At 61.3% G+C, this 18,428-nt stretch carries 17 protein-coding genes; 11 read left to right on the top strand and 6 right to left on the bottom strand.

Annotated elements, in window-relative coordinates:
- The first annotated feature begins 2 nt into the window (after positions 1-2).
- Entirely contained in the window at positions 3-419 is a 417-nt protein-coding gene (locus DMO26_RS18520) for a GNAT family N-acetyltransferase (RefSeq protein ID WP_117193638.1), read from the top strand.
- 47 nt (positions 420-466) lie between these two features.
- On the top strand, positions 467-886 hold the full coding sequence (locus tag DMO26_RS18515) for a GNAT family N-acetyltransferase (protein ID WP_117193637.1): 420 nt from the start codon (positions 467-469) through the stop codon (positions 884-886).
- A gap of 61 nt (positions 887-947) precedes the next feature.
- Here the strand turns inward: DMO26_RS18515 and DMO26_RS18510 are convergent, their stop codons facing one another.
- Together DMO26_RS18510 and DMO26_RS18505 are read right to left on the bottom strand one after the other, a co-directional pair.
- Positions 948-2,261: an MFS transporter gene (locus tag DMO26_RS18510; RefSeq protein ID WP_117193636.1), complete on the bottom strand. Its 1,314-nt coding sequence runs from the start codon at positions 2,259-2,261 to the stop codon at positions 948-950.
- A gap of 73 nt (positions 2,262-2,334) precedes the next feature.
- On the bottom strand, positions 2,335-2,850 hold the full coding sequence (locus DMO26_RS18505) for a GNAT family N-acetyltransferase (RefSeq protein ID WP_117193634.1): 516 nt from the start codon (positions 2,848-2,850) through the stop codon (positions 2,335-2,337).
- Positions 2,851-3,114: 264 nt separating this feature from the next.
- On the opposite strand from DMO26_RS18505, the gene DMO26_RS18500 reads away from it, so the two are divergent.
- Positions 3,115-4,104 carry a glutathione S-transferase family protein gene (locus DMO26_RS18500; RefSeq protein WP_117193633.1) on the top strand — a complete coding sequence of 330 codons (990 nt, stop codon included), beginning with the start codon at positions 3,115-3,117 and terminating at the stop codon, positions 4,102-4,104.
- 95 nt (positions 4,105-4,199) lie between these two features.
- Positions 4,200-4,592, top strand: a complete 393-nt coding sequence (locus DMO26_RS18495; protein ID WP_117193632.1) for a hypothetical protein — start codon at positions 4,200-4,202, stop codon at positions 4,590-4,592.
- A gap of 44 nt (positions 4,593-4,636) precedes the next feature.
- Here the strand turns inward: DMO26_RS18495 and DMO26_RS18490 are convergent, their stop codons facing one another.
- Positions 4,637-5,125 (bottom strand): NUDIX domain-containing protein, encoded by a 489-nt coding sequence (locus DMO26_RS18490; protein ID WP_117193631.1) that lies wholly within the window; start codon positions 5,123-5,125, stop codon positions 4,637-4,639.
- A gap of 65 nt (positions 5,126-5,190) precedes the next feature.
- Here DMO26_RS18490 and DMO26_RS18485 point away from each other — a divergent pair, with 65 nt between their 5' ends.
- The 4 genes from DMO26_RS18485 to DMO26_RS18470 all read left to right on the top strand — a co-directional run bounded on the left by DMO26_RS18485 (position 5,191) and on the right by DMO26_RS18470 (position 8,996).
- Complete coding sequence (locus DMO26_RS18485; protein ID WP_117193762.1) at positions 5,191-6,144, top strand: metallophosphoesterase family protein; 954 nt, start codon at positions 5,191-5,193, stop codon at positions 6,142-6,144.
- A gap of 93 nt (positions 6,145-6,237) precedes the next feature.
- Positions 6,238-6,714, top strand: a complete 477-nt coding sequence (locus DMO26_RS18480) for an RNA polymerase sigma factor (protein ID WP_117193630.1) — start codon at positions 6,238-6,240, stop codon at positions 6,712-6,714.
- Positions 6,715-6,716: 2 nt separating this feature from the next.
- Positions 6,717-7,562 carry an anti-sigma factor family protein gene (locus tag DMO26_RS18475; RefSeq protein WP_117193629.1) on the top strand — a complete coding sequence of 282 codons (846 nt, stop codon included), beginning with the start codon at positions 6,717-6,719 and terminating at the stop codon, positions 7,560-7,562.
- A 225-nt stretch (positions 7,563-7,787) separates the two neighbouring features.
- Positions 7,788-8,996: a hypothetical protein gene (locus DMO26_RS18470; protein WP_117193628.1), complete on the top strand. Its 1,209-nt coding sequence runs from the start codon at positions 7,788-7,790 to the stop codon at positions 8,994-8,996.
- A 102-nt stretch (positions 8,997-9,098) separates the two neighbouring features.
- Here the strand turns inward: DMO26_RS18470 and leuA are convergent, their stop codons facing one another.
- Together leuA and DMO26_RS18460 are read right to left on the bottom strand one after the other, a co-directional pair.
- Positions 9,099-10,847 (bottom strand): 2-isopropylmalate synthase, encoded by a 1,749-nt coding sequence (gene leuA, locus DMO26_RS18465; protein WP_117193626.1) that lies wholly within the window; start codon positions 10,845-10,847, stop codon positions 9,099-9,101.
- A 326-nt stretch (positions 10,848-11,173) separates the two neighbouring features.
- Entirely contained in the window at positions 11,174-12,358 is a 1,185-nt protein-coding gene (locus tag DMO26_RS18460; RefSeq protein WP_117193625.1) for a benzoate/H(+) symporter BenE family transporter, read from the bottom strand.
- Positions 12,359-12,649: 291 nt separating this feature from the next.
- Between DMO26_RS18460 and DMO26_RS18455 the strand changes: the two genes are divergently transcribed.
- The 3 genes from DMO26_RS18455 (at position 12,650) to DMO26_RS18445 (ending at position 17,556) form a co-directional block, all read left to right on the top strand.
- Positions 12,650-13,597 carry a GGDEF domain-containing protein gene (locus tag DMO26_RS18455; RefSeq protein ID WP_117193623.1) on the top strand — a complete coding sequence of 316 codons (948 nt, stop codon included), beginning with the start codon at positions 12,650-12,652 and terminating at the stop codon, positions 13,595-13,597.
- Positions 13,598-13,704: 107 nt separating this feature from the next.
- The gene (locus tag DMO26_RS18450) at positions 13,705-16,401 is read left to right on the top strand and encodes a bifunctional diguanylate cyclase/phosphodiesterase (protein ID WP_162894966.1); all 2,697 of its coding nucleotides are present in this window, start codon (positions 13,705-13,707) and stop codon (positions 16,399-16,401) included.
- A gap of 120 nt (positions 16,402-16,521) precedes the next feature.
- A complete protein-coding gene (locus DMO26_RS18445) occupies positions 16,522-17,556 on the top strand; it encodes a MerR family transcriptional regulator (protein ID WP_117193620.1) in 1,035 nt (344 codons plus the stop codon).
- Positions 17,557-17,744: 188 nt separating this feature from the next.
- Here the strand turns inward: DMO26_RS18445 and DMO26_RS18435 are convergent, their stop codons facing one another.
- A complete protein-coding gene (locus DMO26_RS18435) occupies positions 17,745-18,335 on the bottom strand; it encodes an ATP-dependent Clp protease proteolytic subunit (protein ID WP_404947064.1) in 591 nt (196 codons plus the stop codon).
- Positions 18,336-18,428 lie beyond the last annotated feature (93 nt).

The following is an 18,428-nucleotide window of genomic DNA, read 5'->3' as shown; positions in this document are numbered from 1 at the left end:
GGATGTCCGAGCTCGAAGTGACGGCCTCCCCGGAGGCCCATGAACTGGCCGCAATCGGCGACGGCCTTTCTGCCTTCAACGATGCCGATGTCGGCCCGTCGGAGCGCAGGCCGCTAGCTGTCCTGATTCGCGATATTGACGGAAAGGTGATCGGCGGCCTGAACGGTTATACCGCCTGGGGCTGGCTGTTCACCCAATGGCTGTTCGTTCCGGATGCGCTGCGAGGCACCGGCATTGCTGGCAGGCTGCTCACCGAAGCCGAGGCTGAAGCCCGCGCCCGTGGCTGCCACGGCGCCTGGATCGATACGTTCAGCCCGGTTGCCCGCAAGGCCTACATGCGTCAGGGCTATGAGATTTTCGGAGAATTGCCGGAATTCCCCAGGGGCCGCACCCGCACCTTCCTCAGGAAAGCTCTCTGAGCTATCCCTTACCGCCGACCAGAAGGCGACTCTGCGGGCCTTGAAGCATGGATATCGAACTGAAGCTCATCGAAGACATAGGCCCCGACGAGGAGAATATCATCCTCGAACGCCTCAGGGCCTATAACCTCGCAACCTTCGGGAAGAGCGATCGTCGCGCGCTCGCCGTACCTATCCATGACGAGGCCGGCAACCTCATCGGCGGCCTGACAGGGTATACCGGCCGCGGCTGGCTTTATACATCCATGCTTTATGTACCGGAAGAATTGCGCGGCCGCGGCCTTGCCGGCCGCATGCTGGAGATGGCGGAGGCGGAAGCCCGTGCCCGCGGCTGCATCGGCGCCTATATCGACACGATGAACCCGGCCGCCCTCAAGCTTTATCTCAGGCAAGGTTATACCGAAATCGGCACCCTGGAGGGTCTTGCAGGCGGCCATTCGGTGACCTGGCTCAAAAAGCGGTTTTGACGACAAGTGCACCCCCAAACGCCGGCGGGATTTGGATGGTGACATGCACGGATGAATTTCGTCAGGCGAGCGACACCTCACGGGTTTCCGCGTTGATCAGCAGGGCCGCCAATGCCGCGACCACCAGCAGGCCGGCGAATATGCCGATCGTCAGCCCCAACCCCTGTGCCACCACATACCCCACCAGCGACGGCGCGATGAGGCCGCCGAGCCGGGCCATGGCGCCGGCCGCACCCATGCCGGTCGCCCGCGACGTCGTCGGGTAGAGTTCCGGCGTATAGGCGTAGAGCGCCCCCCAGGTGCCGAGCAGCGCGAAGCTCATGAGAAGCAGGGCCGCACCGATCAGTGTTGCGCTCGGCGCCAGCACGAAGAGCATGCAGCCCAAGGCCGACAGCAGGCAGAAGCCGATCAGCGTCGGCTTGCGGCCCCATTTTTCGACACCGAAGGCCGCCAGCGCATAACCCGGAAGCTGCGCCAGCGCCACCAGCACGAGGAACCCGTAACCGCGCACGAAACCGAACCCGTCGCCGGCAAGCTTCGCCGGCATCCAGGTGAAGACACCGTAATAGGAAACGGAAACCAGGAACCAGATCGCCAGGATCATCAGGCTGCGCCGGCGGAGCTCGCCTGAAAAGATGCCCGTCGCCTTGGGCGGCGGCGGAGATATGAGACTGGCGCCGGCTCCGAGCTGCGGATGGCCGTTGACGGTCAGCATCCGGTCGACGATCGCCCGCGCCTCTTCATTGCGGCCGGTGCGCATCAGGTAGAGCGGTGATTCCGGCACCAGGAAACGCAGGCCGATGCCCGCCAGGGCCGGCAGCGCCGTCACCGCGAAAATGTAACGCCAGGCATCCGCCACGCCCGCAAGGCTGGCGGCCCAGGCGGCGAGCGCGACGATCAGCGTGCCGACCGCCCAGAAACCTTCGAGCATGACCAGCCAGCGGCCCCGGTTTCTGGCCGGCAGGAACTCCGCCATCATCGCATAATCGACAGGCAGCGTGCCGCCGACCGCCGCCCCTGTAAGGAAACGCAGCAGGAGCAGGATGGTGAAGTCCGGCGCGAAGACGGACAGCGCCCCGAACAGCGCATCGCAGGCAACGGTGACGATCAGCACCCTGCGCCGGCCGATCCGGTCGGCGAGCTTGCCGAAACCGATCGCGCCGAGAAGCATGCCGAGAAAGAAGGCCGTGCCGGTCTGCAGCGCCTGCGGCACGGTCAGCCCGAACGTCGCAGCGATCGATGCAGCGGTGAACCCGACCGCCAGAACCTGCATCGCATCCGCAGCCCAGACCAGGCCGAAAATGCCCATCAGCCGCCGTTGGTAGGTCCCTGCCCCGGCGCGATCCAGCGCCTCGTCCATGGTGATTGCCGTCATGCACCGTCCCCCGATTTGCGTGAATCCGACCGGGCCTTTCGCCGGTCTCGCATCGGGTCTTAACGGAATTGCCCTATTCGCGCCAGCCGATGACGCCCTTGAGCCGCGCGTGGACGTCGGCTGCGATCGGCACCACAAGGACCCGGCCCGGATCGACGGGACCGGGAAACTGCAGGGCGCCGTAGGCAACCTTTTCGAAGCCGAGCGGCATGTAATAGGGCGGATCGCCGACCAGGATCACTGCTTCGGACCCCTTGCGTTTCGCCGCCTCGACCGCGATCCGCACCAGTTCCCGGCCGATACCCCGGTTCTTGTGGGACGGCCGGACCGCGAGCGGGCCGAGCAGATGGCCTTTCACGCCGCCGGCAAGAACCGGCGTCATCCGGACCGAGGCAATCGTTTCGCCGTCATCGGTGCAGACGAAGGAGAGTGACCGGTCATGCGCTCCCTGTTCCCGGATGCGGGCGGCGGCGCGCGTATGCCGGCCGGGGCCGAAGGCCTCCGCGTTGATCAGTTCGATGACGTCATCATGCGATGCGTCCTCGGTGAGGTAGACAAGGTTGTGCTTGAGAAGAAGCTGCGAAGACATGGACATACTGAAGCCGTGGAAATAAGGAGCGGACAGGACAAGCGATCTCGTTGACGCCTTATCCGGCGTCTTCTTCGAAGATCAGCGTCGTCGCAGTGCCCGTGCTTCAGTCATGGAATGAGAATGCCCCGAAAAATGTGACAAGCGAGGTAGCAGGAAAATTTCATGACGTCCAATGCAAAAACGCAGCGTTCATAAAATCGTGGCTCGCATTCCTGTTTGCCTGCCGTATCTATGCCGCAGGGAAACACCAAGGAGACCGCCATGGGCATGCTCGTCGATGGAAAATGGCAAGACGTCTGGTACGACACGAAGTCGAACAAGGGGCATTTCAGGCGCGCCGAATCGCAGTTCCGCAACTGGTTGACGGCAGACGGTTCCGCCGGTCCTTCCGGCAAAGGCGGCTTCAAGGCCGAGGCCGGGCGCTATCACCTCTACGTCTCCTATGCATGTCCCTGGGCGCACCGGACGCTGATCTTCCGCAAGCTGAAACAGCTCGAAGACCTGATCTCGGTTTCGGTCGTCGATTACCTGATGCTGGAAAACGGCTGGGAATTCAAACAGCGCAACGGCGCCCCCGGCGACCACCTCTTCGGCTCCAACTATCTCTACCAGGTCTACCTGAAGGCCGATCCGGGCTATACCGGCCGCGTCACCGTGCCGGTCCTCTGGGACAGGCAGCAGAACACCATCGTCTCGAACGAGAGTTCGGAAATCATCCGCATGATGAACGACGTCTTCGACGGCCTGACCGGTTCGGCGGCGGATTTCTATCCGCAAGCCCTGCGTGGCGAGATCGATGAGTTGAACACCGTGATCTACGACACGGTGAACAACGGGGTCTACAAGGCCGGATTCGCCACCACGCAGGAAGCCTATGAAGGAGCGGTAACCCGCCTTTTCGAAACGCTGGACATGCTGGAAAAACGGCTCTCCGGCACTCGTTATCTCTTCGGCGATCGCACGACGGAAGCCGACTGGCGGCTTTTCACCACGCTGCTGCGCTTCGATCCAGTCTATGTCGGCCACTTCAAGTGCAACATCCGCCGCATTGCCGACTATCCCAACCTCTCCGGCTACCTGCGCGATCTTTACCAGCAGCCGGGCATTGCGGAGACCTGCAACCTCTTCCATATCAAGCACCACTATTATGAAAGCCACAGGACCATCAACCCGACCGGAATCGTCCCCGTCGGGCCGATGGTCGATCTCGACGCGCCGCACGGCCGGGAGGCGCTCCGGAAAGCGGCCTGACGCCCGATCTTGCCTGTTATTCCCGGTTGCCGGCTCAGAAACTGTGATAAAGCCTGCGACTGACATCCGGTGAGCACGGGGAAAGGCACGTTGCGATGATTGGAATTGAGCAGCTGCGACTGTTTCTCTTCCTGTCATTTGGTATTTTGGTGGGAATAGTTTCGGTGGCGATTGCAAGCCTGATGGCGCTCCCTTTCACGCCTTATTCCATCGCATCCCATATGAATGGGGGGCTGCCGATCACCATCGGCGAAAGACTATACATGCTCGCCACAACACCGGCGATCTCGGTCCTGATCCATATGGCCATCGGAAAATTCTATTTTTCGGCAAAGGGTGAAGGCCCCTATGGCCCACCTCGACCTAAATCGCGTCGACGGAAATATCATGAGCCGAAACGGATCGTTCCATGGATACCGACGACGAGCCTGATTAGCATGTTTCTCGTATTCTGCTGGGTTCTTTTGTCCGGCTTGCCCATGGGATAGTTCCCGACCGGATAAACAGAACCACGGCAAGCGGGCGCCGCCCCTCACCAGTAATCCGCCTTCTCCACTTCGCCGCTCAGTTCCTTCAACCGCCGCAATGTCGCCGAGGTGGCCTTGTCCGGCAAGGCGTCCAGCGAGAAGAACCCGCTTTCGGCAATCTCCATGTCCGGATCGCGAGGCGCGGTCTGCTCTACCGTCACCCGATAGAACAGCACATGATCGCGTTTGCTGGCATTGCGATTGTAGTAGACGTTAAAGAGCTCCGGCTCGCCGCGGATCTCCAGATTGCCCTCCTCCCGCAATTCCTTCCGGAGCGCGTCGAGCGCCGTCTCGTGCCGCTCCATGCCGCCACCCGGCATATACCAGCCGGGCACATAGGTGTGGCGGACGAGGAAGACCCGACCCTGTGCGTCGAAACAGGCGGCGCGCACGCCGAGCGTCATGCCGCGCGTCATGATGAAGAGCCGGTGGATGAGCCAGACCATCATTCGGGCGCGAAATCCGCGAATTTCCGGGATACCTTCCCCGCTCATTCATAACTCCTTGAACGCCAAGAAAATCGATAACGATTTACCGGCTCATGCGTTATGTCTGCGCCATGTTCAAATTCGCGCATATTTCCGACATCCATCTGGGGCCGCTTCCGAAACTCACCATGCGCGAGCTTTTCTCGAAGCGGATTACCGGCTTTGTGAACTGGCACCGAAACCGGCGCAAGCACCTTTTCGTCAACACGCTCGACCTACTTTTGAGCGATTTGAAGACTAAGGCACCGGATCATCTGGTCGTCACCGGCGACCTTGTCAATCTTGCGACCGGCATCGAGATCCGGCTGGCCAGCGAATGGCTGGAAACGATCGGCGATCCTGTCGAGACCACCATCGTGCCCGGCAATCACGATGCCTACGTGCCGGGTGCCCACGACAAGTCGGTGGAAGCCTGGTATCCGTTCATCAAAAGCGACGACGATCCCCACCAATGGCCGGAGGACGACCATATCTTCCCAACCTATCGCCGCCGCGGCCCGCTCGCCATCATCGGCTGCTCGACCTCCAACGCAACCCCGCCCTTTTCGGCCTCCGGTTATTTCAGCCCGCGGCAGGCGCGCGAGATGGTGAACCTGCTGAAAAGGGCCGGCGACGAAGGTCTTTTCCGCGTCGTGCTGATCCACCATCCGCCGATCAGGGGCGCGACGTCGTCGCACAAGCGGATGCTCGGCATCCGCCGTTTCGCCGCGGCGATCTCCACCGGCGGCGCCGAACTCGTGCTGCACGGGCACACCCATCTGAACACCATCTACTGGCTGCGCAGCCCACATGGCCAGGTGCCGGTACTTGGCATCGCATCTGCGAGCCAGGGCCCGGGCGGCCACAAGCCGCGCGCCGCCTACAACCTCTTCACGCTCTCGGGCGAGCCCGGCGCTTGGAACCTGCTTTGCGAGCGCCATAGCCTGACGGAAACGGGCGACGGCGTGACGCTCGACAACAGCAGGCTTCTTTACGGAGAATTTCCCGCCACAGTATCGATTCCCGAAGCCGCCAGAATGTTGTAGAATGGAAGAGGTGATTGTTGCGATGCTGCCGCAATCCGGTCATAGCTACCGACCCGCTTCCGCTGTCATCACGAATAAAACTGTCTTCCGTTCATGAAACAACCGACCCCATCAACCGATATCCGGCGCGATCTTGTCGCCCTTCTGCCGCGCCTGCGCCGTTTCGCACTGACGCTGACCGGCAGCGTGCCGGAGGCGGATGAACTGACGCGGGACGTGGCCGGCAAGGCGATCCAGAAAAGCCATCACTGGAAAGGTGAAGGCCGGCTGGAAAACTGGCTCTTCAGCATGATGCGGAGCACCTACGCCGACGAAATGAAAAAGCGTCGGCGCATGGAGCCGGGCGGCGCGGATATTTCCGCCGCTGAGGCGGGCAGAGCACGAGGCGCCGTGCTTGCTTTGCCCGATGGGCTTGCGAGCGCCTTCCTGCTTGTCGATGTCGAGGGCTTCACCTATCCGGAAGCCGCCGCCATTCTCGGCATCAATGTCGATCTTCTCGGCAGCCGGCTCTGTGCGGCCCGCCTGACCTTTGCCGCGACCGGCAGCGCAACCAGCGAGCGGAGAGCCTGATCGTGAACGCTTTGCAGCCGTCGCCGCTCGAACTGCGCCTTTCCGCCTTCGTCGATGGCCGGGCCGACGAACATGAGAGGCATGATCTCGATGAACTTCTCGTCAACGATCCCCAGGCGAGAGCTTTGCACGACGGCCTGAAGCGCGGCGCCGACATTGGCCGGCGCGCCTTCGACGATATCCTCAAGGAACCCGTGCCGCTGGATCTGGTTCGTGACATCAAGAACGCGCCCCTGCCCCGCAAAGCCATCCGCCTGCCACAGCCGCCGCGCCCGACATTCTCATTCAAGCCGTCCGGCCCGCAGGCGCTCGGCTGCGGTCTTCTACTGCTCGTCCTGGGCGGCGGCCTCGGTTACATGCTCGGCGGCAATCCTGCGATGCCGCAGCTCGCCTCCCTCTCCACGCCCACCGCCAACGGCCGCGATTGGCTGGACGACATCGTCGCCCACTATCGGCTTTACGCGCGCCAGACGAACCATCTGGCCGAGATTCCCGCGAACCGCCCGGCCGACATTCTCGAATGGCTGACGACAAATACTGGGGTCAATTTTCGCATCCCCGAACTGGAGCAAAGCGGGCTGACCTTCCAGGGCGCCCGGCTGTTTGCCGCCGGCGGCGTGCCGGTCGGCCAGCTTCTCTACCGGCGCACCGACGGCGATGGAGACGGCGACGTGATCGTCATCGCCTTCACCAAGACACGGCCGGAAGGCAACCGCTCGATCGAGGAAATCCGCAACGACACCGGCCTTGTTTCCTGGGTGACGCCGCTCGCCACCTACATGGTCATAGGTCCGTCTTCGGCGGCGGACCTCGATGACATCGCGGCCAAGGCGGCAGGGTTGATTTAAGCTTCTGCGAAAAGACGCCCATCGATCTGGCTGATAAACTAAGCATCTTCGCCAGTACGATGCTGTGTCGCTTGCGACTAATTGCTGCCGTCTTAATAATAAGCGACAGCGCCGCATTTGATTATTGGTCGCATTTTCTTGGAAAGATCTCTTGCATCTGCGCAAAGAGCCATCCTAAGTTGCAGTTGACGAAGAAAGACACGTCGACCTCAAGCAGGAGGGAATATGGCGGATTTTCCTAAAAATACGAAAGATTTAAGCGCGAAAAAAGCTCTGAAATTTATACTATGGATTATTTTGGCAGCATTCGCGGTCGTTGCTGCACAGTCACTTCAAGCAGAAAGCATACCCGCCGCAATAAAGCAGCTGACAATTATGCTGTCGACTGCCGGAGCGGCTTTGATGTTTGGAGCCTTGGTCGGTTTCTTATTCGGAATTCCACGTCGACTGCAAAGGGAGGGAGTTACCGCAGTTGCCCAAGACGGACAGCGTCCCATCTATGAAGGTAATACCAATCTGGAGCAGATATCCGATTGGCTAACTAAACTCATCGTTGGCGTGACCTTAGTCGAATTCACAAGCATTGCCGAGGAACTAGGGTCGTTTGGAAAATACGTTAACAATGCCACCGCTCGAGGCGGCGATGACGCATTTGCCGTCGGCATCATAATTTTCTTTTTCATAGCAGGGTTTCTGTTTGGCTACCTTTGGACGAGGCTATATTTGGGTCGGGCCCTCAGCGATGCCGAAGTATTTGAAAAACTGGAGCAAAAAGCTCAAGAAGCGACGGTTAAAGCCGAGGAAGCTACGGTTAAAGCACAAGAAGCTGCTGTCGAAATTGACAGCATAAAACAACAAATTCAATCGGACACAAACGCAATCGCATTTTCCATTCGACAGCTTAATCGCGCCACTCCGCCAACATCGACGACGACAGAGGCAGAAGCTCTCTTCAAGGGTGCTTCAGGCGACACTTTGCGGCAAATTTTCTATATGGCCGAAGAAAATCGATCCAATAACTGGTTTCGAGACAAGCCTCAAATGGAGCGCTCGATGGTCATATTTGAGTCATTAATGAATACAGATACTGCCAAGAGGTTCTACAGACACACAGCATCACTCGGTTATTGCTACAAAGATAAGCTCCCGCCGGATAACAAACGGGCGATTGAACTTCTTGACGAAGCTATTCGTATTCGCGGCGATGCGGCGAAACAAGGCTGGCATAGCTACGAGGCAAATCGTGGACTGGCTCGCATTGCGCTTGAAGCCTGCGACAAACCCGATCTAAAAAGTAGCAGTGAGAATAGAGAAGCCATAATCGAAGATATAGAAACTGGTCTCGCCGATGATTGGACCCGAAAATGGCTTTTGGCCGACCTTAATTTAAGATCATGGGCAGCAGCAAACGACTACTCGCTCCCTCTCGAGTAACGGCAAAGGCACATTATCATAGGCCTATTTACAGGTGCCACACAACCCAGCCAGTCGCGGAGACCCCGCGACTGCATTCCGCGAAAACTCTGAACGGGCTGATCAGCCTCTCGCCTCAATCACCCGGTTCGCCGCCGAAATAATCGCTTCCAGGGACGCAGCGACGATGTTCTGGTTGATGCCGGCGCCGAAGAGTTTTCCACCCGGATGCTCCATCTCCACATAGGCGATGGCGGAGGCGTTCGAGCCGTGCTGCAGCGAATGTTCGGAATAGTCGTTCACCGACAGCTCGATGCCGAGATAGGTCGAGAGCGCGTTGATGAAACCGTCGATCGGGCCCGTGCCCTTGCCTTCGATCCGCTTCACCTCGCCCCGGTCGGTAATCTCGGCGGCCACGACGCGCACGCCTTTGTGGTCGACGCCGGCCGGATAGGTGTGGTGGTCGACGAATTTCAGGCGAGCGCCGGGTTGTTCGACATAACGCTCCATGAAGCGTTCGTGGATGCGCCTCGAGGGAAGCTCCTTACCCTCTTCGTCGGTGATCCGCTGGATGTCCTCGCGGAACTCGACCTGCAGGTTGCGCGGCAGGTTCAGGCCGTAATCCTCCTGCAGGATATAGGCGATGCCGCCTTTGCCGGACTGCGAGTTGATACGGATGATCGCCTCGTAGGAGCGGCCGACGTCGCGTGGGTCGATCGGCAGGTAAGGCACTTCCCAATGCGGATCATTGGCCTGCCTGATCGCTTTCATGCCCTTGTTGATCGCATCCTGGTGCGAGCCGGAAAAGGCCGTGTAGACCAGTTCGCCGACATAGGGATGGCGTTCGGGAATGACCATCTCGTTGGAATATTCGTAGACGGCCTTGATCCGCTCGATATCGGAGCAGTCGAGTTCCGGATCGATCCCTTGCGTGTACATGTTGAGCGCCAGCGTCACGACGTCCACATTGCCGGTGCGCTCGCCGTTGCCGAACAGCGTGCCTTCGACGCGGTCGGCGCCCGCCATCAGACCGAGCTCGGTGGCCGCGATGCCGGTGCCGCGGTCGTTGTGCGGATGCAGCGAGATGATGACGTTCTCGCGGTTGTCGATCTGCCGGCACATCCATTCGATCTGGTCGGCATAGATGTTCGGCGTTGCCATTTCGACCGTGGACGGCAAGTTGATGATCAGCTTGTTGTCGGCCGTCGGCTTCACTTCGGCGATGACGGCATTGCAGATTTCCAATGCCACTTCGAGTTCCGTGCCGGTAAAGCTTTCAGGCGAATACTGGAAGCGGTAGCCGCCATTTGCCCCATTGGCGGCCTTCGCCGCCATGTCGGTGATCATCTTGGCGGCATCGACGGCGATCTGCTTGATGCCGGCGACGTCCTTGGCGAAGACCACGCGGCGCTGCAGTTCGGAGGTCGAGTTGTAGAAATGGATGATCGGCTTCACCGCACCTTCGAGCGATTCGAACGTGCGGGTGATCAGCTCCGGCCGGCACTGAACCAGAACCTGCAGGGAAACGTCCTCAGGCACGCCTCCCTCTTCCACGCACCAGCGGGCGAAGTCGAAATCTGTCTGCGAGGCGGACGGGAAACCGATCTCGATTTCCTTGAAGCCCATGTCGAGCAGGAGCTTGAACATGCGGGCCTTGCGGTCGTGGCCCATCGGGTTGACCAGCGACTGGTTGCCGTCGCGCAGATCCACGGAGCACCAGATCGGTGCCTTGGTGATGGTCTTCGACGGCCAGGTACGGTCGGGAATGCTGATCGTCGGGTAAGCGCGGTATTTCATCGCGGCTTCCGGCATGCCTGCCTTCTGGCCGGTCTTGACCGGCTGTTTGTCGGAGGAATTGGTCGTGGCGTCCATGGCTTCAGGTCTCTTCTCGCTAAACGCATCGCTCCGGCGCCATCGGGCTCATAGCCGTCGCAGATGCGGACCTTACAGGTCTCAAGTGGCTCAGGTATTGAATGTTCGTGAGAGGAGCTCTTATGCCGGGCGGGCTTTCGGCCGCCGGGCGCTCCTCAACGGACCCGGCAACCGCGCGTAAGGTCGAGGCTAAGAAGCGAGGAAAGCGCAAGAACCGGCGTCCCGGCCGCGAAGCGACGGGTAGACGAACGGTCGGACATGATTGCGCCTGTCATGGTCATGGGCAGGATGTATAACTGCGGCTGAAAATCGAGGCAAGTCCCCGTTTACTTTTTTGGCGACCGCATGAAGCGCTGCAGTCCCATCATCACGCCGCCCGCCACAAGCCCCCAGAAGGCGCCGGAAATGCCGGCGAACGAGGTGCCGGAAGCGGTGACGAGGAAGGTGATCGCCGCTGCCTCCCGCGTTTCCGGCTCGCGATAGGCGGCGAAGGCCGCGCTCGAAAACGCCGCGATCAGGCCGAGACCCGCCACCGCCTGGAGGAGAACCGGCGGCGCCAGCGAGACGAAGGCGATGATGCCGCCGGCGACGAGCCCGAGCACGATATACCCGGAGCCGCCGACGATCGCCGCCCAGTAGCGTTTTGCCGGATCGGGATGGGCGTCGTCGCTGGCGCACATCGCCGCGGTGATCGCCGCCATGTTGACCGGCACGCCCCCCACGAGGCCGCCGAGGATGGAGAAGAGGCCGGTGCCGGCAAAAAGCACTCCCGGCGGCGGCTCGTAGTGATGCACCTTGAGGATGGCGATGCCCGGAATGTTCTGGGAGGCCATGGTGACGATGAAAAGCGGAATCGCCACCGAGATCGCGCCGTGCAGCGTGAAGACCGGTGTTATGAAGGTCAGGTCCGGCTGGATCGCCGCGCCGATCTGCGCCATGATGTCCGGCGGCAGGTCGACGCCGAAGATCAGCACCAGGATCAGCGCGCCGAGCGAGGCAGGCACCGCCCAGAGCCGCCAACGGGAAACGACGACCATCCAGGTGATGACGATCGGCAGGCCGAACGCGGCATTGAAGGCGACCGCCTTCACCGGCGCGAGGCAGAGGCTGAGCAGAATGCCGGCGAGCATGGCATTGGCGAGCGGCGCCGGGATCATCCGGATCGCCCGTCCGAGTGGCCGGAACAGGCCGGACAGGATGATCAGCACGCCGCAGACGACGAAGGCGCCGACGGTCGCCGGAAAACCGCCCTCTATTGCACTGATGCCGGACAGCAGCGCCGCACCGGGCGTCGACCAGGCGATGCTGATCGGCATGCGGTACCGGGCGGAAAAGACCATCGCCAGCAAGCCCATCGAGACCGACTGCGCCAAAAGTGCCGAGGCGATCTCCGGTGCCGTCGCGCCCATGGCCTGCAGTCCCTGCATGATCACCGCAAACGAACTGATGAAGCCGACGAAGGCCGTGAGCAGGCCCATCATCAGGGCAGAGACGGAAAAATCCTTGAGCATTGTGGCGAGGTCCGTGAATGCGAAAGTCCGCTATCGAGCATAAGCCCGGCAAGGAAGGCAAGGCACGCCGCCGGCAAACGGGTACGGTCTCAGGCGAAATTCCGGGCGCCGGCGACGGTTCGCTGGGCGTGATGCCGCCTCCCGATGCCGGCGGACAACCGTCTGTTAGAATATTCGCATTCGTTGATAATTTCGAAGGAAGTTGCAGTTAGCCTTGGCCGGCTTGTGACACCCGCCCGCCTGCTTCGCCATGGCAGACGCCGTGCCAGGAAAACCGCCCAGGGAAAAGCCATGACGGCATCGCCAGAGCGCCTCGCAGAAAACGACGTCGGAAGAGAAACCATCTTTTCCGGCGAGCAGCTTTTTTTCATTCTTTCCACCCTGCCCGACCCGTGCTTCATCCTGACCCGAAGCGGCCGTTACGCGGCGATCTTCGGCGGCAAGGACACGCGCTACTATCACGACGGCAGCGGCCTCGTCGGCCGCAACGTCTATGAGGTGCTGCAGTTCGAGAAGGCGCACCGCTTCGTGCGGGAGATCGAGAAGGCGCTCGCCTCTCGGGCTCTCCACGTCGTCGAATACAGTCTTTCCGGCAGCGATATCAAAGGCCTCGAAAGTGCCGGCCCGGACCACCCCATCTGGTTCGAGGGCCGCGTCCAGGCGCTCGGCTTCCAGGTCGAAGGCGAAGACGCGGTCATTTGGGTGGCGAGCAACATCACCGAAAAAAACGCTGTCGAGAACCAGCTTCGCCATCAGAGCGAGACCGACGCGCTGACCGGCTTCTTCAACCGGCGCAAGCTGATGGACGTGCTCGGCCTGAAATTCGAACTCTTTCGCGACGAGCATATTCCGACATCGGTGCTGATGTTCGATGTAGACAACTTCAAGACCGTCAACGACGAACTCGGCCACGCGGTGGGCGACGCCGTTCTCCAGGCGATCGCCGGCATCTGTCGCCAGCAATTGCGTAAGACCGATTTCCTCGCCCGGCTCGGTGGCGACGAGTTCGTGGTCGTGATGCCCGCCACCCGGCGGGAGCACGGCATCGTCATCGCTAACCGGTTGCGCCAGCGGATACCTTCGGATCTTAGGGAAACCCTCGGATATCATGTCACCATCAGCGGCGGCCTGGGCGAATTCCAGGAAGCCGACACGTCCTTCGAGGACGTCCTGAAGCGCGCCGATGAAGGGCTCTACCGCTCCAAGCGCGCTGGCAGGGACCAGATGAGCATCGCATAGACGTGCTTGCGATCGGTCGCGAACGGCATGCGCCGTTCGTGTCGTCAGATTAAATTAGACAATATTAAAGTTTGTCGGCGATGGTGGGTGAGATAGCGGAAGCCCTGATGATCTCGCCTGCCTTTGTCTTGAAATCAAAATTGTCCCGTCCGCAGTTGCTGGGTCTCGGTTATTTCCTGCCTGCGATCCTGGCGGTCACCGCCGTGCTCATAGGCGTGGTGCGCGCGGATCTGGAGCAGCGCAACCAGTTCCGGATCGCCCAGCAGGTCAAGGCGGCAGAACAACTGGCCAGGGTGGCGTCCAATCTCGAAACCAACATCCACGGCAACGTCAACCTGATCTACGGGCTTGTCGCGGCGCTCGCTGCAAACCCCAACATGACACAGCCGCAGTTTTCGGCACTGTCGGAGCGGATTCTCGGCGTTCCCTCGCAACTGCGCAACATCGCCGGGGCGCAGGACCTGGTCATCAACCTCGTTTATCCCGAGGAGGCCAATAAAAAGAGCATCGGACTAGACTACCGCGCCAACGAACAGCAGAGGGATGCGGTGATGAAGGCCGTCGAACGGCGCGCGCTGGTGATCACCGGACCGGTCAATCTGGTCCAGGGAGGTCAGGGACTGATTGCCCGCTATCCGGTCTTCTCGCTATCGAGCGGGCGGTTCTGGGGCATCGTTTCCGCGGTCATCGATCTCAACCGACTCTATACCGACAGCGACGTCAACACCTCGCGTCAGAGCCTGGACATCGCGATAGCCCAACGGCCTGTTCCCGGCGAAAAGGACATATTCCTCGGAAGCCTGGAGGTGTTCTCCCGGGATCCTGTCAAGACGAGAATCGAGCTCGGCTACGACACCTGGTATCTTGCCGCTGTCCCGAGGGATGGATGGCAGACCTCGCCGCCCGACATCGCCAGCTTCCGCATATGGGCATTGCTGATCACCTTCTGCATCGTCGCCCCGCTGATCTGGGCCGGCCTGCTGATGAAACAGCGCTCCCGCAACATCCGCATCCTTCAGCAGCGCGAGGAGCAGCTCGAAACGCTTTCCCAGCGGCTGGAAATGGCCCTCGAAGCCTCCGGCGTCGGCGTGTGGGAATACGAGCCGTCGACAGACATGTTGATCTGGGACCGGCGGATGCGCGAGCTCTACGATGCGCCGCCGGAAAAAACGATCTGCGAATACAATGATTGGCGAAGCGCCGTGCATTCCAACGATATCGAGACTGCGGAAACGCTGTTCCTGAAAGCGCTTCGGGATGAGTCGAGCTACCGCACAGAGTTCCGCGTCGTTTCGAGCAATGGAGAAATCCGTTATATCCGCGCTCATGGCGCCACCTACCGGACGGCGAACGGCACCAAGCGGGTCGTCGGCGCGAATTGGGACGTAACCGGGGACGTGACGCTCCAAATGCAGCTTCGCGATGCCCGCGCTAGGGCGGAGCGCCAGAACGACGAGCTTCGGTCGGCAAGGAAGACGCTCGAACATCAATCGCTGCATGACGCGTTGACGGGGCTCGCCAACCGCCGGTTCCTCGATCAGTTCATGACGGCCTCGCAAGCGACGGCATCCGATCACCGCCTGGCGTTCATCCACATTGATCTCGATCGGTTCAAGGAAGTCAACGATACTTTGGGACATGCGGCGGGCGATGCAGTGCTCAAGGCCTGCACATCCCGGCTTCTGGAACAGCTTGGACCGGAAGAATTCGTCTCACGCATCGGCGGCGACGAGTTCGTGGTGGTGGCGGGCGGCGCCGAGCCCCTGAAGCGCGCCGAGCAGCTCGCACAGTCGATCGTCAGGGCGCTTTCAAAACCCATTGATGTCGACGGGCACCAGTGTCGTGTCGGTTGCAGCGCCGGCATTGCCTGCCAGACATCTGCCGGCGAAGAACTGAGCGAGTTGCTGATCAATGCCGACATAGCCCTCTATCAGGCCAAGAAGCGCGGCCGCAACCGCGTCGAGATCTTCACGGAGGAACTGCGTTCGGCGGCTGTCCTCACCAAGCGCATCTCGGACGAACTGTTGACGGCGCTGGAACGCGACCAGATCATCCCCTATTTCCAGCCGCAGTTCGATGCGCAATCGCTGAAGATAACCGGCGTCGAGGCGCTCGCCCGATGGGACCACCCCGAGCACGGCGTGCTGACCCCGGACCGGTTCTTGACGATCGCCGAAAGCCTGCACCGGGCGTCTGACATCGACGCCGTCATTCTCGAAAAGGCGCTGTTCGAAGCGATGCGCTGGCGGGCGCTCGACCTAGAAATCCCGCACCTGTCGGTCAACATATCCGCCCAGCGGCTGACGGAGGAGCGGCTGTTCAAGCGGCTTTCCGAACTGTCGTTCCAGCCGGGAACGCTTTCGGTGGAGCTTCTGGAATCCATTTCCTTCGAAGGTCAGGATCAGGAACTCACCGCCGCCATCCGGAAGCTGAAGGCGCTTGGCATCGATATCGAGATCGATGATTTCGGCACCGGCCACGCCTCGATCGTCAGCCTTCTGGAACTCGGGCCGAAAAGGCTGAAGATCGATCGCAAGCTCATCGCGCCGCTCGACGCCTCGGGTTCGCAGCGCCGGCTGGTCGCCTCGATCATCGAGATCGGCCGCTCGCAGGGCATCGAGATCGTCGCGGAAGGCGTCGAGACGGCCGCCCATGTGGAGATCCTGCGCAACCTCGGATGCCAGGTCCTGCAAGGATATGCCTTCGCAAAGCCGATGTCGGCCTCCGATTTCGCCACTTTTGCGAAAGACTGGCAGAACGGTTACCAACCCGCCGGCATCTCCTCCGTGGCGCGTCTCGCCTGACCCGGCGGGCGCGCCACTGAAGGCGCCGGTCCTAAAATGCCGCATCTTCCAATCACCCATTGACCCGGCCCCTGGGGCTGCCCCGATAGAGAGGCGGTCAACAACCAGCGAGGTGATTCCTTGACTTCTTCCGCACCCTACATCAACGCCTCCGAAGCCGCCGAACGGCTCGGCATTTCCCAGAAGGCGCTGCGCCTCTACGAACAGCGCGGGCTTCTCATCCCCGTGCGCACCGCCGCCGGCTGGCGGACCTACGGGCCCACAGAGATGGACTGTGCCACCGAGATCGCGGCGCTCCGTGCGCTTGGTTTGAGCCTCGGCCAGGTCGCACGTGTCCTGAAAGGCGATCCGCAGGGCTTGGCACCCGCACTTGCCGATCATCAGAAACGGCTCGAAGAGGGGGTCCGCCAGCTCTCCGCGACCATCGAGACCGTCCGCGACCTGCGCGCCGGCCTCGCCGAGGGGTATCCGCCGAAGATGCGGGAGCTGCGGCGGCTTGTCCGGCCGGCGGGCGAAGTGATCGCCGCCTTCGATCTTCCGTGGCCCTGGGGCGGCGAGCGTTTCGAGCTTCGCGACATGCGGCCGCTCACCTACATCATCGGTCCGCTCGGCAGCGGCAAGACACGGCTTGCGCGGGCGATCGCCGAAAATCTGCCCGGCGCCACCTTTGTCGGCCTCGACCGCAGCGCTGACGATGCCGCCGGCGCCCGTACCCGCATGGAGGCCGATCCGGCCCTGAAGGCACGCGTCGCGCAGGCGATGGCATGGCTCGTGGAAGACGGCGCCTCGCCCTCCCCGGCCCTCACCGCCCTCCTCGTCGCCATAGAAGAGGATCCGTCAGGACCGTCAGTGATCGACATGATCGAGCAGGGTCTTGATCAGGCGACGCAGGAGGCCGTCATCGCCCATCTGCGCCGGCGCGGCCCCGGTGCCCGGCCGATCTTCATGCTGACCCGTTCCTCCGCGATCCTCGAACTCGGCGCAGTCGATCCGGACGAAGCGATCATCCTCTGCCCGGCGAACCACAGCCCGCCGACCCGCGTCCTGCCCTATCCCGGCGCACCGGGCTACGAGGCCGTCGCCACCTGCCTGGCCACGCCGGAGGTCCGCGCCCGCACCGAAGGTGTCATCGCCTTCAGGCCGCAGGTGGCGTGAGGCCGCTGCAACGGTTACGCTTGAAAAGCCGCAGCTGACCGACCGTCTGCGGCACGTTTCCAACCTGCCCGAAAGGCGGAACGACACAGGCTTCCGCGAAATCCGGATCGCCGCGCGCAGTCCTTGGCTCCGAAACGAAAAAGCCCCGCCGATTTTCCACCGGCGGGGCTTTTCAGAGCTCGTTGCAATCAGATTTCGCTCTGCGAGGTGACGATCTTCGACACCAGGCCATAATCCTTGGCCTCATCGGCGGAGAGCCAGTAGTCGCGATCGATGTCCTTGGCGATCTTTTCTTCCGACTGGCCGGTAGCCTTGGAGAAGATCTTAATCAGGCGCTCGTTCATCTTGATGATCTCGCGGGCCTGGATCTCGATGTCGGACGCCATGCCGCGAGTGCCGCCGGACGGTTGGTGCAGGAGGAAGCGGGTATTCGGCAGCGCGATGCGGCGCTCCTTTGCGGCCGAAACGTAGATCAGCGCGCCGGCGGAAGCGACCCAGCCGGTACCGATCATCCAGACCTTCGGCTTGATGAACTTGACCATGTCATGGATCGAATCGCCCGATTCCACGTGGCCGCCGGGGGAATTGACGTAGACGCGGATATCCTCGTCGCTGGCGGCGGCAAGCGCGACCAGCTGCGTATTGACCTTCTGCGCCAGTTCCTGGGTGATAGGGCCGTAGATGAAGATCGAACGCGACTTGAAAAGGTTCGCCTCCGTTTCCTTGCCGAGCGGCAGTTCCTTGGTCTTGTCGTCCTTGTCGTCTTCGTCGTCGAGCACAGTCAGAGTCTCCTGCATCAGATTCATATACGGGACATAATGTGTTCGCGGCCGTAAAACAATGGAGGCGAAGTCTAAGAACACCACCTTCCG

Origin of the sequence: Rhizobium terrae (assembly GCF_003425685.1) — a bacterium.
GTDB lineage: Bacteria > Pseudomonadota > Alphaproteobacteria > Rhizobiales > Rhizobiaceae > Neorhizobium > Neorhizobium terrae.
The sequence above is the reverse complement of the archived record's forward strand: the minus strand, read 5'-3'. Positions and strand labels throughout refer to the sequence as shown.

Bases quoted from the DNA above. Each gene is read 5' to 3' on its own strand.
- DMO26_RS18520 (WP_117193638.1), top strand. From the start codon at position 3: ATGTCCGAGCTCGAAGTGACGGCCTCCCCGGAGGCCCATGAACTGGCC.
- DMO26_RS18515 (WP_117193637.1), top strand. From the start codon at position 467: ATGGATATCGAACTGAAGCTCATCGAAGACATAGGCCCCGACGAGGAG.
- DMO26_RS18510 (WP_117193636.1), bottom strand. From the start codon at position 2,261: ATGACGGCAATCACCATGGACGAGGCGCTGGATCGCGCCGGGGCAGGG.
- DMO26_RS18505 (WP_117193634.1), bottom strand. From the start codon at position 2,850: ATGTCTTCGCAGCTTCTTCTCAAGCACAACCTTGTCTACCTCACCGAG.
- DMO26_RS18500 (WP_117193633.1), top strand. From the start codon at position 3,115: ATGGGCATGCTCGTCGATGGAAAATGGCAAGACGTCTGGTACGACACG.
- DMO26_RS18495 (WP_117193632.1), top strand. From the start codon at position 4,200: ATGATTGGAATTGAGCAGCTGCGACTGTTTCTCTTCCTGTCATTTGGT.
- DMO26_RS18490 (WP_117193631.1), bottom strand. From the start codon at position 5,125: ATGAGCGGGGAAGGTATCCCGGAAATTCGCGGATTTCGCGCCCGAATG.
- DMO26_RS18485 (WP_117193762.1), top strand. From the start codon at position 5,191: ATGTTCAAATTCGCGCATATTTCCGACATCCATCTGGGGCCGCTTCCG.
- DMO26_RS18480 (WP_117193630.1), top strand. From the start codon at position 6,238: ATGAAACAACCGACCCCATCAACCGATATCCGGCGCGATCTTGTCGCC.
- DMO26_RS18470 (WP_117193628.1), top strand. From the start codon at position 7,788: ATGGCGGATTTTCCTAAAAATACGAAAGATTTAAGCGCGAAAAAAGCT.
- leuA (WP_117193626.1), bottom strand. From the start codon at position 10,847: ATGGACGCCACGACCAATTCCTCCGACAAACAGCCGGTCAAGACCGGC.
- DMO26_RS18460 (WP_117193625.1), bottom strand. From the start codon at position 12,358: ATGCTCAAGGATTTTTCCGTCTCTGCCCTGATGATGGGCCTGCTCACG.
- DMO26_RS18455 (WP_117193623.1), top strand. From the start codon at position 12,650: ATGACGGCATCGCCAGAGCGCCTCGCAGAAAACGACGTCGGAAGAGAA.
- DMO26_RS18450 (WP_162894966.1), top strand. From the start codon at position 13,705: ATGATCTCGCCTGCCTTTGTCTTGAAATCAAAATTGTCCCGTCCGCAG.